The following is a 14290-nucleotide window of genomic DNA, read 5'->3' on the forward strand; positions in this document are numbered from 1 at the left end:
GGAAGAAGGCAGTGAATATGAAGGTTATTATTTTCGGGGCAACAGGAACAATCGGCAAAGCGTTAGTAAAGGAAGCTATCAAGCGTAAGTATGAGGTGACAGCAGCGGTGCGCGACCCCCAACGTGTGACGGAGCAAAGTGAATACTTGACGGTGGTTCAAGCAGATATTCTAAATCCGAATTCCGTTACGGAAGTGGCTAAGGGGCACGATGCTATCATTAGCGCATACGGTCCCAAGTTTGGAGAAGAGGAAGAACTGCTCGAAGCGACTCGTTCTTTGCTGGAAGGAACTCGGCGTTCTGGCGCGGAGCGCATACTTGTCGTTGGTGGAGCGGGAAGTCTGAAAACAGAAAACGGTGAACGCCTCATGGATACCGCCGAGTTTCCGGAGGAAGTGAAGCCGCTGGCGGCTGCCCATGCAGATGCACTGGAGCTGTACCGCGCTGCGGATGTAGACTGGACCTATTGTAGTCCTGCCGGAATGATTGAAGCAGGAAAACGTACAGGACAGTTCCGTATTGGTTTGGATCATTTGGTGGTTGACGAATTAGGCCATAGCCGTATCTCGGTCGAAGATTATGCGGTAGCCCTGATTGATGAGTTAGTAGAAGGGGAATTTGTCAATTCCCGTTTTACAGTTGGATATTAATAAGCAGGGATAGCCATACGGGAGGCGAAAGGCATGTATATGGTGACCGCCGAAGAAATGCGAGAATTGGATCGCTATACAATTGACAAGCTGGGTATTCCGGCCCTTACCTTGATGGAAAATGCCGGGCGCGCGGTAGCTGACGAAGTATTGAAGCTTTCACACACAGGGCCGGGGGATATACCGGGACATGGCGGTGTTATACGGACAGAGACGTGGAGTCAAGGACGACATGACTTACGGGAACGAGAACACTGGTATATCCTCGTAGGCAAAGGCAACAATGGTGGTGACGGACTGGTGGCGGCCCGCCATTTAACCGATGCAGGTCTACGCGTCACCGTTGTGTACGTCGAGCCGCCAGACACGCTGCGGGGTGAGGCGGCTGCGCAGCGCGATATCATCGCGGCTCTGGGTATCCCGGTGATCCTCTATGGCCGGGATACCCTCGACCTGCGCGGCGCCTCCGGCATCGTCGATGCCCTGCTGGGCACGGGCACGCAAGGCCCGCCGCGCGAACCCTACGCCTCGCTGATCCGCGAGGCCAATGCCAGCGGCGTGCCGCTGGTGTCGGTAGACGTGCCTAGCGGCCTTGACGCCGACACAGGTGCACTGCACGAGCCGTGCATTCGTGCGCGCGTCACCGTATGCCTCGCCTACTTGAAGCGTGGGCTCGTCCAATATCCAGGCGCCGGGACCGCAGGCGATGTGGTGGTACGCTACATCGGTATTCCACCCGGCCTTGCCCGTGAGTGCGGCGTGCAGCTGCAGCTCTTGACCCGTGACACGCTGCGCGCTGCGCTGGACGTGGATGTAAGCCGCAGCCGCGTGCCGGATGGACACAAGGGCACCTACGGCCACGTTCTGGTCGCGGCTGGAAGCCTGCGCATGAGCGGCGCGGGCTTGCTGGCCGCACGTGCCGCCCTGCGCATCGGCAGCGGCCTTGTCACGTGGGCGGTGCCCGAAGCGCTGCTGCCGCGCGTCATTGGCGCCGCGCCGGAACTAATGCTCGCTGCCGCAGTAGCAGGCGGAGACGGCGAATGGAACGCCGACTCCGCAGATGAGCTGCTACAGCTCGCGCAGGCACGTGATGTGCTGGCCGTCGGCCCCGGCCTCGGCCGCTTTGCAGGGGACACCGGCTGGCTGCGCCGCCTGTGGGAGGAATACGGCGGTCCGCTTGTGCTTGATGCGGACGCCTTGAACATCCTCGCCTCGGCGGGGCCTGAGCTGGAGGCTTGGAAGCCGAGAAGTGCGGCGGTCGTACTGACGCCGCACCCCGGTGAAATGGCTCGTCTGCTGGGCATACCGACAGCAGAGGTGCAGCGTGACCGTATCACCCATGCCCGGGAGTACGCCCGAACACGTGGGGTCACGCTGGTGCTCAAAGGAGCGCGCACGGTCATCGCTTGTCCCGATGGAACGGCCTACGTTAATACCACAGGCCATGCTGGGATGGCGACAGGCGGTGCGGGCGATGTGCTAACAGGCATCATCGCAGGTTTGCTGGCTCAGGGCCTGAGTGCTTCGCAGGCAGCAGCTTTTGGCGTGTATTTGCATGGTGCGGCTGGAGAAACAGCCGCACGTCATCGCCAGCATCCTGCCTCTGTGATCGCTGGCGACATTATTGAAGCCCTATAGGCCATAGCAGCAGTGGCAGGAGGAAGGCCAGCATGATCTGTAATCCATATTCACGGTTCAGCCAGTGCCTTCCTCCATAATACAGCAGTGTAATCCCTGCACCTGCTATGCCGTTGCTCCATGAAATGCCCGTTCCGGCAGGCGACATCAAAGAACCTAGCAGGAGAAAGACACTGAATCCTGCAGCGAGGTATAGGGTGAGCTGCTCGGGCTTGCGAAGCCAGGGTAAAAGATCGCATAGCGCATCAGCGACAAGAGCGGCAGGAAGGGCAAAACCATAGGCCCACAGCTGCGCGGTCAGTTCACCACTATTGCCTGCTATAGTCAGAGGAACCCCTATTACTTCCTCTGTCAGATAGCAGTAGACCCATAAGAGACCAAAAACCAATCCTCCACAGGCCAGTTTATTCAGCGCATAACAACCAAGCTCCATCCGCCAAGGCATTTTGGAATTAAATTCATTCCAAGGCTGTCTCATGTTGCGACTCCTCCTCTGATCACACTCGGTATTCACAACCAATCAAGGAATTTATTTTCAATTACAATCCGCTTACCGTTTACGACATTTCAGTTTACGTTAGCTGTGTATCATGTTCCTAAGCAAAATAAAGATTGCGGATAGCCGCGGTACGGAAAGGCGGGGATTGCATGATACAGGCGGTTATTTTTAATCTCGAAAGTACATTGTTAGACCCCGGAGGACGAGGCTTAACCCAGGGAATGCGTGATATTTTCAGATGGAAAGGTATACAGGTAACTGAAGAACAGGTATCTCATGGGCGAGGAATGCCGATCCGGGATCATATTGCGAATGTGCTGGGACTTTCAGAGGTTCGGAAAAAATGGCTGGAGTGCTTTGGTGCGCATCCTGGCAGAGTGGATATTGAGCATATTTATCTTGAGCTTGTCCCTGTTCTCCGCTCCTTGATCCAAGGGGCTGAGCCTGCTATCGGTATAGACAGGGCGCTGCAGGAGTTGCAGGATCGTCGCATTCAGTCAGGTGCCACTGCATCCTGTCCAATGGAGATGCTCAGTCACGTATTTACGCCTGCACAGTCACCCTATACGCTGGATTGTATGGTTGCCCCTTGTGAAGTTTCGCAGGGGAGACCTTATCCGTGGATGATCTATGAAATTGCACATCGCTTGCAGGTATTTCCGCTGAGCGATATTGTGAAAGTAGGAGATACAGCAGCCGATATGCAAGAAGGACGGAACGCCGGTGTATGGACGATTGGTGTCTTGAACCATAGCGAAAGCGTGACGACCGTAGCTCAAACGACCAGCCATGAAGCGGAAGACAGAGTGGCTGAGGAACGGCGCAGACAGAGTGTATATGGTTTGAAAAGAGCAGGAGCCCACATCGTGATGAACTCGGTCGCTGACTTGCCGCGTATTTTGCGTGAAATCGAAATGCTCCAGCATACGGGAGGCTATCCTTCTTATACGAAACAGGTGAAAACAGCGGCGCTACCCCCGTCATAAGAACGGATATGAGTCTGGAGTGCTTGAATACACACTTCTAGGTTATATGTATGCACCTACTCGGATAAAGGTGAACTCTGCTCGGCTTTCAAAACATAATAATGGAGCATTCGCTACGTTAGCGAATGCTCCATTTTAGTTTACTTCTTTTCGTTCAGTTGAATCGAATCCAACATAATATTCACTATTCAGCGTTTTTTACCCGGAACTGGTCGGCATGACGCTGCAGATTGTTTGATAGTGTGGTCAAATTGCGGGCTACTTCGGATAGTTCTTTTACCGCTAGGGCCTGCTTCTGAGCACTTGCTGATACATCTTCTGTCATTCCGGCAGTCTGCTGTGCCGCGCTGGCTGTGTGATTTAAATGTTGATCTACGCTGTGACGTACCTCTTGCATCTCTGCCGTCAATTGAGCCAGATGTGCAGCTAACTCCTGAACTTCCTGTGAGACCTGGGTGACTTTGTCAACAGACTGTAGACATACCGAAATTTGGATTTCTTGTTCATTGACGGTCTTTATGTTTTCATCAAATTGATCACCCATTTGCTCAATTTGCTCAACAAAGCTGCTTAAGATTTCGTCGATTTCACGAATCGATATGGCGGATTGTTGGGCAAGTTGCCCCATTTCATGAGCGACCACAGAAAAACCCTTGCCAGCTTCGCCTGCACGTGAGGCTTCAATAGATGCATTGAAGGACAAAATCTGCGTCTGCTTTACGATGCCCTGTACCTGTTGACCGATGTTAGCTGCCTCGCGGGATTTTTCGGTTAACGCGTGGGACATGCGTTGCATCTGCTTGATACGCAGGGCGCTTTCTCGTCCTTTTTCTAATAACAGTTCATGCTCACTGGCTACCTGATTGCGAACCTCATTGAGATGATGGGCTGTATCCGTGAATTGCTGCACATGGCTTCCGACTTCATCCAGCGTTTGTCCTAATCGGTCAGATTGTTGAACCGATTCCACCGCTTGTTCTGCTTGGTTAATAGAGACATCGGCAATTTGCTGGAGCGTACGGGACAGTTCCTCAGTCTGATGGAGTGTCCCCTCCGTTGTCACGACGATATTCTTCGATGCATGCTGGAGTGTACTTGAACTGCTTTGAATATCCACAATCATATTCGACATGGCTTCCACCATTTTGTTCGTCAATCCGCTGATTTCGCCTAACTGATCATATGTTACTTGCGACGATGTAACCGTAAGGTTGCCGTCGGCTACTTGCTCCAGTGTATTTTTAATAAATCTCACCTGACGCAGTATCCGCCGGGTTACCAGCATCATAGCAGCAATGGAGATGATTAGAATGATGGAGATAACAGGAATAACTAATCGGTAGGCCTCGGGCAAGGTATGTTCGTATACTTCAGTCACAGAGGACAGGGATCTATCGATTCCCAAATAACCAATGATGGTTCCATCAGTATCCTTAATGGGAGTAAAGGAGGAAAACATCGTCCCCCACTCAGGGTCCGTTGTAATATCTGTAGTCACTGTTTCCCCTTGTTTCAATTTCTCCTCCGTTTCTTTAAGGGTAAAACTTACAGGGGTTCCGAATGGACTGTAGTCTTTATCGTCCCATGCGGCTCCATCCACCGTAATTTTCCACTCATTGCCAACCCGATTGTACATATAGATGTACAGGATTCCAGTTTGCAGCCTGAGCGTATTTAACTCGTTCCGAAGCTGCTTATACGCGCTGCTTTGCTCCGATGAATCCGTATTTAAGCTCTTGACTGCGGATTTGTCCAGTAACTGGGCCGTGTTCTTTGCCAGTGTTTCATTGTTTAGCTGCATGGTTGATAGAGAAGCATTTTGGATAGATTGATTGGTCGTCCACAAAACAATGACGCCAATCACTATTAAAGGAATGAGCAAGATGAAGTAGAGTTTGGATTGTAATCCCATTCTTTTTTTGACGCTGCTTTTCATAATATGCTCCTTACTTTGTTTTTTTTTCTTCATATATATCGTGTACAAATAGGAAAATATGAATAGTTATTCAGATGTTTCATGATTTTTTTGCGTATTTGCGCAAATTCTCATGAAAAAAGCCTTAGCCCGGTAAGTACCGAGCTAAGGCTGTATCTTATGACTTACAAATCGTCAAATCCGTTGTCATCTCCGACCTTGCCATAATTGCGTGATTTTGCTTCAAAGAAGTCCGTTTTTGTCGCATTCAGCGCTTCATCTGAGAATGGTTTAATCCAAGGCATACAGTTTACATCTACGCCTTCGTACGCTTTGTCCATACCAAGCAATCTCAGGCGCATATTTGCCATGTATTTGATGTAATCGCTCAGCTCGTTCAGGTCGATGCCGCGAACCTCTTTGAGCGTATAATGCGCCCAATTCGTTTCCAGCTCCACAGCGCGGTCAATCATACGATAGACATAGTCCGTATTTTCCTTGGTATTCAGCTCAGGGAAATCAGACAACAGCTGCTTAAACACTTCGGCAAAGAAGTAGCAATGCTGATTTTCATCACGCTGAATATACGAGATCATTTGGCTGGTTGCCATCATTTTCTGATCACGGGCCAAATTGTAGAAGAAAGCAAACGTACTGTAAAAGAAAATGCCTTCCAAAATCAAATCCGCTACCATCGCTTGGAAAAAGGTTTGCGGGTTCTGCTCATCGCGGAACTCCTGGTAAATGTCCGAGATGAATGTGTTACGCTCCAGCAGGACAGGATCGTTTTTCCAGTATTCAAAAATTTCCTTCTGTTCCTGATCTGACACCAAAGAAGACAGAACGTAGGAGTAGGACTGGTTATGCACCACTTCCTGCTGCCCGATAATCGCTGAAATAGCTTCCAGTGACGAGTCGGTAAAATAGCGTTTTACATCCCCGACAAACATCGTTTGCATTGAATCCAGTACAGCCAGCAGGCCGATGTTAATTTTGAAGGTGCGCTGTTCTTCGGCATCCAGCACAGGGAACTGGGACGCATCCTTGGACATCGGGATTTCATCTGGAATCCAGTGATTCAGCAGCAGCACTTTATACAATTTGTACATATGCGGCATCCGAATATCGTTCCAATTCAAAATACCGGAGCTTTCGCCTTCAATAATACGGGTAGAGCGATTTGGCGCTTCCGTGTTAAAAATCTTCTGTAACTGCATGAGAGCTTCTCTCCTTTAGTTTAGGATGCGCAGCTATCACATTCTTCAATCGTCAGTGCGCGGCTGCGTACATAATAGGTCGATTTCATACCTGATTTCCAGGCATGGATGTGCAGCTCTAAAAATTCAGTTGCTTTAATATCAGGCCGTACATACAGGTTAAAGCTTTGGCCCTGGTCAATATGACGCTGACGTGCAGAAGCCATGTTGATCGAAGCGTGTTGATCCAGCAAGAAAGCCGTCTTGTAGTACCAGATAGTTTTTTCGTTCAAGTCCGGTGCAGGGTTAGCAATCTTGTAAGTTGTTTTCTCTTCATAGGAAAGCAGCTCATACAATGGATCAATGCTGGCGGTAGAGCCTGCAATAATAGACGTGGAACCGTTAGGCGCGATGGCGAACAGCCATGCGTTGCGGACACCGTTTTGTTGGACTTCTTCTGCAAGCTCACTCCACTCGGAGGTAGTGACAAATTTGCCTTCGCGTGTACCGTCTGTATAGCCACGGGAAGTGAAATAGTGCCCGGTAGACCAGTCAGAGCCCTCGAATTTGGCATAACGGCCTTTTTCTTTCGCTAGCTCCATGCTGGATTTGACGGCCAAGTAGTTAATCTTTTCATACAAATGATCGTTATAGGTTACCGCTTCATCGGATTCCCAACGGATACCTTCCAGTGCGAGTAGATGATGCAGTCCGAATGTACCCAGACCGACAGCGCGATATTGGCTGTTCGTATATTGTGCTTGCAGTACTTCAATGTTGTTGATATCAATAACATTATCCAGCATACGTACCTGAATCGGCACGAGGCGATCCAGCACACCTGCCGGAACCGCACGAGCCAGATGGATGGAGTTCAGGTTGCACACCACAAAGTCGCCAGGAATTTTGGAAATAACGATGCGCGTTTGTCCGTCCTTGGTGACCAATTCTTCTTTTTCCACTACAGTTGCAGATTGGTTTTGCATAATTTCCGTACACAGGTTGGAGGAATACACCATACCATGGGCGCGGTTCGGATTGGCCCGGTTTACCGTATCACGGTAGAACATGTAAGGCGTACCTGTTTCCAGTTGCGACTTCATCAGGCGCTTCATAATGTCGATGGCAGGCACTGTAATACGAGAGAGAATGGGATGCTGTGACGCCTCCTCATACTTTTCGCGGAAGGTACCTGAACCGAAGGTTTCATCATAAAAATCTTCCAGTCCCAGTGGACGACCGTTGTCATCTTTCCAGCCCATTACTTTCTTCACTTCATGCGGACAGAACAGATTCCATTCGCCCCGTGCTTCGACCCGCTCCATGAACAGATCGGGCAGACATACGCCATGGAACACGTCATGTGCACGCATCCGCTCGTCACCGTTGTTCAGCTTCAGGTCAAGGAATGCGAGGATGTCCTTATGGAATACGTCCAGATATACGGCAATTGCACCTTTGCGAGTACCCAATTGGTCTACGCTAACAGCTGTATTGTTCAACTGGCGAATCCACGGAATGACGCCGGAACTTGTATTTTTATGTCCACGGATATCGGAGCCACGCGCCCGTACTTTACCAAGGTATACGCCGATGCCGCCGCCCATTTTGCTAAGACGGGCTACATCCGTATTGGAGTCGAAAATACCTTCCAATGAGTCGTCTACGGTGTCGATAAAGCAGCTGGAGAGCTGTCCGGCCACCTTTTTTCCGGCATTGGACATAGTTGGTGTAGCTGCTGTCATGTACATGTTGCTCATCGCCCAGTATGCTTCTTTGACCAGCTCCATCCGCTTGTCGGCAGGCTCTTGGTGCATCAGGTACATCGCGATGATCATGTAGCGTTCTTGAGGCAGTTCCATTACGCGTCCGTCAAAATCGTTGGCCAAATAGCGCTCAGACAGTGTTAACAGCCCGATATAATCGAACAACAGGTCATTTTTCGGCAAAATGGAATCGCCCAACTCATCAATCTGCTCCTTGGTATAGTAGTCGAGCAGTTCTTGACGGTAAATTCCTTTTTGGACCAAATCAGTGATCAGTGGATAAAAAGCGCCGTAAGGCTCGTCCGCATAGGATTTGTAACGGCGGTGAGTAGCCGCTTTTTTATACAAGGAAGTGAGCAAAGCACGTGCAGCGGCAAATTTCCAGTCCGGTTCTTCCTTACTAACCAATTCAAGGGCAGCCATTGCAAACGCGTTGCTAATGTCATCCCCCGTGACTTCGTCCCGGCGCAGCTTGCTAGTTACACCGCGAATGAGTCGATCCTTATCCAGCTTGTCCAGTCCGCTGAGTACACGGTCGGCATATACGGAGATGCGTATTTCGTCAAAAGCCAACTGGCGATTGTTTGGTTTGGTTACGAGTTGTGGCATAGGATTAATTCCTCGCTTTCCTGATTTGGAATCATACTTGGGAATAGGCATGAAAATGATCATGATGAGAAGATAATGGCGAAAAAAGCGATGGTCAGACAGCATTTGGGGGCTGTATGTAATCCAATAACATAGAAATAGCGATGTACCTGCCAATGAAGGGGGAAAAGATGGTTCCCGTACGATTTATCGGCTACATCACTATATTTAGACGTGTTATGAATATTTAACCCAACATATTGTGTGTAAAAACTTAAAATTTCAAATAAGTGCAAGGAGTATTATAGCAACATTCGAAGCCATACGTAAAGGAAAAGGAATGGAAAATCAAAATATACAGAGAAGTCGCGGGCTGTATTTGAATTGAGACAGTTTGAACGGTACAATGAATGATAAAGATGTTTCCTACAGAAACAAGCAGCATACATATGAACTTTTTTTGTGAAATAAGGCTGCTCGCTCTATCGGACTGAAATTTTAGATTTTTAAAGAAGCGATGATTTTAATTTTAGGGAGGAACCTGGCGATGGCTATTGCAGAAGTGACAGTGATCCCGATTGGAACGGGGAGTACAAGCCTGAGCGACTACGTTGCCCAGATGCAAAAAGTGTTGAAGACGCAAAAAGGAATTACCTATGAGCTTACCTCCATGAGTACGATTATTGAAGGTTCGTTGGACGATGTATTCACCGCCATCGCTGCGCTGCACGAAGCACCATTCCTGTCAGGAGCGAAGCGTGTTTCCACCTCGGTCAAAATTGATGATCGCCGTGACAAGCCTTCCTCCAGTCACCAAAAGCTCCGTTCCGTCGCAGAGAAACTATCTGGCACCGTGACAGGAAATGTTACCGAACTAAATCCAAATCCTAGTTGAAAAAGTTGATGTAAGTGATTGATTTTTATGTAACTAAGAGTATAATAGTTTTTGTTGTCAGTTACACTGACCTGCTGGTGTAGCTCAGGGGTAGAGCAACGCACTCGTAATGCGTAGGCCGGGGGTTCAATTCCCTTCACCAGCATAGCTATCAACTCAAGCACAGCGCGGCTTCCAAGCTTTTTGGAGGACGCGCTTTTTTTGTTGGAGTGAGCATTTTTCTACCATTCTTCTAATCTTTAATCTAGTAAAGTGGGTTTTTCAGTGCTAATACTCTCACCTGTAATTGAATCGCCAATGTTTTTTAACACCGCCTCTTGGAGATTCGGAAGAACATGTGAATAGGTATCCAGAGTTACATTGATAGACGAATGTCCAAGTTGCTCTTGAACGTTCTTCGGATGAATACCAGCTTTGAGAAGTAAGGTTGGTTATTTTTACACTCTCAGGATTATGCGGTTCCAGAAATTAAAGCAGCATTTTTAAATCTTATTGTTAATGTGCCGGATAAGCTTTTAACCACCATCATAGCATTCACCCTCAAGTTACCATTGGAGGATTTTAAAGCACAAGCTCTGCTAACCTTATGGTTGGCAGAGCTTGTTCGTTACCGGAACTCCGTATTTGTTTTCGCAGCCCCTATCGTTAGATACGCTTAATTTATTTCATTATATCGTTCGACTGCCTTGCTTAGCTTATAATTGAAATTCTCAGGTGTGCCATCCGTAGTGTTCAGGAACTGGCCGTTCAGGTCAGAATCAGATACAGGTTCCTTCTTATTGATGCGTTCAATAATTTTCGAAGCAGCCGCTTTTGCCTCAGTGGCTGAATCAACGTAGTTTCTGATACTGAAGCTGTTAATCCCTTCTTTTTGAACTCGATTCTTGTCTTTTGAGATTGTCATGAGCGCACTTAGATCTGCGGTCATAATGTCGTATTTGGCTTTAAACTTCGTCATATCAAGCTGCAGCACATTGTTGGCGGTGATACCCTGCTCATCCATTTCAATGGCCGTAGCCTCGGCATCTATCATGAACTTCAAGGCATTATACCTGATCTGCTGGTCTGAATCCTTGAGTTTTTGCAGTTCAGCCAGACGCTGCTCGTTACCCAATTTTTGCATAGCCGTGAAGTATTGTTTGGAGACAGTCTCGTAAGCGAGATTGGCACTTACCAGCTTGGTATGCAGCTGTTTTCCTTTTGCGAAGTCATCATCCACGTAGCCTTTTGTATCATAGTAGGCTTTCATTTCGTCCAGGACGGACAACAGATCATTGATGACCGGTGTCAGTTTGATCACTACGGGGTCTGCGTTCGCAAAAGCAGGTTGGCTTGCGGTATAGCCGTTCGCTTTATCAATAACTTCCCGCTCAGTTTCAGCAACGCCGAGCATGATGAAGCTGAAGTTCTTCTCGATTACAGGCTGTGTATCCACTCCGAACTTCTCGAAATAATGAACCAGAACCTCATTGATTCTGCCTGTCATCAAGTTATTCAGCCTCACATACGCATTGTATTTTTCGATTTCTTTGCTCTCGCCGGACGTAACGCCTGCAGTCGCTTGATCCACGGTGGATGTAATGGCAGAACAAGCGGACAACATTGCACCCAACATAATAATGGAAATAAAGAATGATAGCTTTCTCAAAATAGTGATTCCCCCGACTGAGTAATTTAACGTGCTCTTCTTTTGTAAGATGTCTGAATAGGAGAGAGAACAACTGACCTTTTCCGGGCGATTAAATTCCCTCTTCGCCGCATACCAATGTTAATTGTAAAACGATCTATTCAATTTTAAATTTATTTGGTGAATAGGTCTTGAGACTTGAGTAGCATAATTTTATAAATTTCTTTGTTGTTGACGATTGCTCTGCCAACTTCCTAAATGCTTATATTCCTCTGGTCTCAGTGGTGGTTTCCCCATTGGAAATATTCCTGAAATATGATGTCCCTTATTTCTTTACTAACCATAATCGTACTCCTCTCCTTCACATAAAAGATGATACCTTTGTTTACCTAGACGAACTCATTTTAGTACAATTTTGCTACATATTGGAATATCCTACCCGTTAGCTTAACGTCGCCGTTCAGACTAGTCTGCAACTTTTCAGTAGGCTGCTGTAATATGCCAGCTATGAAGGATCTGGAGATAAAGACAGGGAGGCGGATAATTCTACACTACAGGATATCGTCCTCTGGAGGACTGGAATCGCAATCAGAAGATATCATGCACGCAGGAGACGGAGAAGGGTACTTTAGAGAGCATTAGGCATCAATGCGTATGCCGGGGGTTCAATTCCCTTCACCAGCATTCTATGAAACTCAAGCACAGCGCGACTTCCAAGCTTTTTGGAGGTCGCGCTTTTTTGTGACTTTGGACAATCTTCTACGCTGAGGTCTTTTTAGTAGGATTATTATGCTAAATATAATTAGTTTTTTTGCTTTGTTTCATGCTAAAGGCCGAATTCTTACATTAGTTGCATAGTATATTGACAGATGGTCAATTTTGGTGAAAAATGAAGTTAGTTTTTAAAAAATATGGAATATTTAAGCGGAAGGTGGCTATGGCATGAAGCATACACCTACGATACGAACAGAATTAGACAAATACTTAAAACAAGAGAGCATGAGTCTAACGCAATTCGGGCATATAGCAGGCATGAATAGGGGAATAGTAAGCGCTATTGTGACGGGGAATAAGTCTATGTCTGTTAACCAGCTTGACCTAATTACTGAAGCTATGGGTTTACCGGAGGGCTACTTTTACGATTTATTCATAGAAAACTACATCATCGACACCCCACCGAATATGAGGCGAATCGAGCCGTTTTTGTTTCGCTGTGCGGAGTTGGACAAGTTAGGCGCGATCCGTCAAGTGGTGGGAACCATCATGGACAATCTACTCTATTCACCCAAACTATTTGAGATTGCAGAAATGTTATTAGCGCAGGGACGAAATGATGCTGCATTGCTGCTCTATGAGGGCGTAGCTGAAGCCGAGAAGTACCAACATTCTGAACGTTTAGCCATCTGTCAATATCGCATATTCACGATTCAGATTGGAGATGATCAAAGCCGAAATATCAAGGCAGCTATACTGTTTGAGCCTTATGTCGAGCGACTAGATGAATTAGATCAGCTTGACGCATTGAAGGATTTGGCTAACGTATATAGGTCTTTACGTAAATGGGACAAGGTTGATGAACTAGCCCGAAAAATGAGAGATAAAGCGGAAATCCAATATACTTTGAAACATGAACAGAAGAGTCGAGAGCGTAATGAATCTACTAAGAAGCTAACTCGTCCCTTGTTTGTATACATTTCTTATGCCGATTTATTGTGTGCGAGTGTCTGTGAAGCTCAAGGCAACTATCAACAAGCTCTAGAATATACATACACCTACGCTAATCTAGATTGGGTTAAAGAGACTGACGACGATACTCAACACTGGATTAGCTTGTTCAAAAGTTGGGCAGAAGGTAATACTTACGTATATAAACTGTTGTCAGGAGATATAAGTGTGCTTCAAGATTATGTTGAATATATTGCAGCAACATCCGCCACTAACGAGAATGAGAAAATCTCAAAACTGTTGAATGTTATAATTTCAGCAAACCAATATAGTATAGATGTAGAAGGTATACTTCAGCAATTTGAAGCCGAAATAAATGCTTTTGCACAACAGCAACTATCATCAGATGATATGTATACCCAACAAGTGATACCGGCTTATATCGCGTGGTTTGGTTACGAGTTATCTTATTATTATTTACATCGAGGTTCTTACATTGATGGTTTTAAACATTTGATGTATTCATTAGTAAGTTATCATACACTAAATAATGAGACTTGTTTTATAAACTGTTTGGGTTTGTTTTTACATTTTCGGGATTATGCGACTCCTGAAACCAAAGCAGCATTTTTAAATTTTATGGAAAAGGTGTGGATGACCAATGTTGAAAAAAATGGTACTGCTAATCATCGCGGCTAGCTTTTTGTTTATTGTTACTGTGCCGGATCAAGCCCTTAACCACCACAATAGTATTCAGCCTTACGTTACCATCGGAGGTGCTTAAACGTAACAAAACCAATCCCCGCTAACCTTAACTGGTCGGCGGGGATTTTTGTTGAACAATCTAAGGGGAACAGTGTGTTGA

General features: G+C 47.0%; 10 protein-coding genes and 1 tRNA gene. 6 read left to right on the forward strand and 5 right to left on the reverse strand.

Annotated features, from left to right (window positions below; genetic code table 11):
* The first annotated feature begins 17 nt into the window (after window positions 1-17).
* Together MKY16_RS02540 and MKY16_RS02545 are read left to right on the forward strand one after the other, a co-directional pair.
* On the forward strand, window positions 18-650 hold the full coding sequence (locus tag MKY16_RS02540) for an NAD(P)-dependent oxidoreductase (RefSeq protein WP_039270303.1): 633 nt from the start codon (window positions 18-20) through the stop codon (window positions 648-650).
* A gap of 33 nt (window positions 651-683) precedes the next feature.
* Window positions 684-2288: an NAD(P)H-hydrate dehydratase gene (locus MKY16_RS02545; RefSeq protein WP_340931244.1), complete on the forward strand. Its 1605-nt coding sequence runs from the start codon at window positions 684-686 to the stop codon at window positions 2286-2288.
* Here the strand turns inward: MKY16_RS02545 and MKY16_RS02550 are convergent.
* Window positions 2272-2766 (reverse strand): hypothetical protein, encoded by a 495-nt coding sequence (locus MKY16_RS02550; protein ID WP_165148014.1) that lies wholly within the window; start codon window positions 2764-2766, stop codon window positions 2272-2274. The genes MKY16_RS02545 and MKY16_RS02550 overlap by 17 nt on opposite strands.
* A 170-nt stretch (window positions 2767-2936) precedes the next feature.
* On the opposite strand from MKY16_RS02550, the gene MKY16_RS02555 reads away from it, so the two are divergent.
* Entirely contained in the window at window positions 2937-3773 is an 837-nt protein-coding gene (locus MKY16_RS02555; protein WP_340931246.1) for an HAD hydrolase-like protein, read from the forward strand.
* A gap of 184 nt (window positions 3774-3957) precedes the next feature.
* Here the strand turns inward: MKY16_RS02555 and MKY16_RS02560 are convergent, their stop codons facing one another.
* The 3 genes from MKY16_RS02560 to MKY16_RS02570 form a co-directional block, all read right to left on the reverse strand.
* Window positions 3958-5709, reverse strand: a complete 1752-nt coding sequence (locus tag MKY16_RS02560) for a methyl-accepting chemotaxis protein (protein ID WP_340953982.1) — start codon at window positions 5707-5709, stop codon at window positions 3958-3960.
* A gap of 164 nt (window positions 5710-5873) precedes the next feature.
* Complete coding sequence (locus MKY16_RS02565; protein ID WP_029517885.1) at window positions 5874-6905, reverse strand: ribonucleotide-diphosphate reductase subunit beta; 1032 nt, start codon at window positions 6903-6905, stop codon at window positions 5874-5876.
* A 20-nt stretch (window positions 6906-6925) separates the two neighbouring features.
* Complete coding sequence (locus MKY16_RS02570; RefSeq protein WP_029517884.1) at window positions 6926-9259, reverse strand: ribonucleoside-diphosphate reductase subunit alpha; 2334 nt, start codon at window positions 9257-9259, stop codon at window positions 6926-6928.
* Between the two features lie 526 nt (window positions 9260-9785).
* On the opposite strand from MKY16_RS02570, the gene MKY16_RS02575 reads away from it, so the two are divergent.
* Window positions 9786-10133 (forward strand): MTH1187 family thiamine-binding protein, encoded by a 348-nt coding sequence (locus MKY16_RS02575; protein WP_029517883.1) that lies wholly within the window; start codon window positions 9786-9788, stop codon window positions 10131-10133.
* A 73-nt stretch (window positions 10134-10206) separates the two neighbouring features.
* Window positions 10207-10278 (forward strand) — tRNA-Thr (locus tag MKY16_RS02580).
* A 510-nt stretch (window positions 10279-10788) separates the two neighbouring features.
* Here MKY16_RS02580 and MKY16_RS02590 read toward each other — a convergent pair.
* Entirely contained in the window at window positions 10789-11781 is a 993-nt protein-coding gene (locus tag MKY16_RS02590) for a YiiG family protein (protein WP_340953985.1), read from the reverse strand.
* A 921-nt stretch (window positions 11782-12702) separates the two neighbouring features.
* Here MKY16_RS02590 and MKY16_RS02595 point away from each other — a divergent pair.
* Entirely contained in the window at window positions 12703-14124 is a 1422-nt protein-coding gene (locus MKY16_RS02595; RefSeq protein WP_340953987.1) for a transcriptional regulator, read from the forward strand.
* Window positions 14125-14290 lie beyond the last annotated feature (166 nt).

Origin of the sequence: Paenibacillus sp. FSL L8-0641, assembly GCF_038006265.1 — a bacterium.
GTDB lineage: Bacteria > Bacillota > Bacilli > Paenibacillales > Paenibacillaceae > Paenibacillus > Paenibacillus polymyxa_D.

Excerpts from the sequence above, each read along its gene's own strand:
- MKY16_RS02555 (WP_340931246.1), top strand. The coding sequence starts at position 2,937 with ATGATACAGGCGGTTATTTTTAATCTCGAAAGTACATTGTTAGACCCC.
- MKY16_RS02595 (WP_340953987.1), top strand. The coding sequence starts at position 12,703 with ATGAAGCATACACCTACGATACGAACAGAATTAGACAAATACTTAAAA.
- MKY16_RS02570 (WP_029517884.1), bottom strand. The coding sequence starts at position 9,259 with ATGCCACAACTCGTAACCAAACCAAACAATCGCCAGTTGGCTTTTGAC.
- MKY16_RS02560 (WP_340953982.1), bottom strand. The coding sequence starts at position 5,709 with ATGAAAAGCAGCGTCAAAAAAAGAATGGGATTACAATCCAAACTCTAC.
- MKY16_RS02575 (WP_029517883.1), top strand. The coding sequence starts at position 9,786 with ATGGCTATTGCAGAAGTGACAGTGATCCCGATTGGAACGGGGAGTACA.
- MKY16_RS02545 (WP_340931244.1), top strand. The coding sequence starts at position 684 with ATGTATATGGTGACCGCCGAAGAAATGCGAGAATTGGATCGCTATACA.
- MKY16_RS02540 (WP_039270303.1), top strand. The coding sequence starts at position 18 with ATGAAGGTTATTATTTTCGGGGCAACAGGAACAATCGGCAAAGCGTTA.
- MKY16_RS02550 (WP_165148014.1), bottom strand. The coding sequence starts at position 2,766 with ATGAGACAGCCTTGGAATGAATTTAATTCCAAAATGCCTTGGCGGATG.
- MKY16_RS02565 (WP_029517885.1), bottom strand. The coding sequence starts at position 6,905 with ATGCAGTTACAGAAGATTTTTAACACGGAAGCGCCAAATCGCTCTACC.